Origin of the sequence: Thalassotalea sp. G20_0 (assembly GCF_017744175.1) — a bacterium.
GTDB lineage: Bacteria > Pseudomonadota > Gammaproteobacteria > Pseudomonadales > Endozoicomonadaceae > Endozoicomonas.
Genome location: NZ_JAGHQV010000345.1, coordinates 1 through 746 on the forward strand (window position 1 = coordinate 1; position 746 = coordinate 746).

Below are 746 nucleotides of genomic sequence, written 5' to 3' on the forward strand. Positions count from 1 at the left end.
ACCATGCTCAGACAGCACAGGATCATTGAGCTCAATGGCCCGGCGGGTACCGGTAAATCCTGTCTGGCCGTCGCCACCGGGCAAGCGTTACAGGAACGGCGGCAGGCATCAATGAACCGGCTTGCCGCTGGCCCACAGCCTGACCAGCACACAGTGAAAACCCTGACCCTGGGACCGAACACCACCTGGGAAGACCTGTACGGTTCGGTCTCCCTGAAACGAGACCGGCAGGGCAATACGGTCTCTCATTCGGTACCCGGCCAGATAACGGATTGGGCCAAAAGTTTCGAGCCGGGCCTGCTGGTTATTAATGAAGCCAACCTGGTGCAACATGGACTATTGTCACCACTGACCGGTTTGCTGCAATCGCCTGCCCGGCTCTGCGTCAATGGCCAGACGTTCGAGTTAACAGATAACCACCGGGTTTTGTTGACCGGTAATCCGGAAAATTATCCGGGGCGGAATCTTGACCCTGAATTGCAACGCCGGATTCTGCGCCTCTATTACCGGCCGCTGCCGGAGTCCATTCTGCAACAAGCCATCATTGAGCCACTTCTGCCGGATACCTGGCCCATGGAGCTGAGGTCCACCGCTTCGGACACCATCCTTTCCCTATTGGCAGAGTACAGAAAACAGGTATCCACAGACTATGAGCTGACGCCAAGGGACCTGAAAGACATCATGGCCCGGTTCCGGCTGATCACGGCGGATGCACCCTGTCCCACCAGCCAGGCCCAGGTGTTGGC

The 746-nt window shown here is 57.8% G+C and carries 1 protein-coding gene; it reads left to right on the forward strand.

The genetic code is table 11. The annotated features are described in order from the left end of the window. Positions 1–746: ATP-binding protein (locus J7438_RS26425; RefSeq protein ID WP_209279001.1), on the forward strand; the 746-nt coding region annotated here is incomplete at both ends.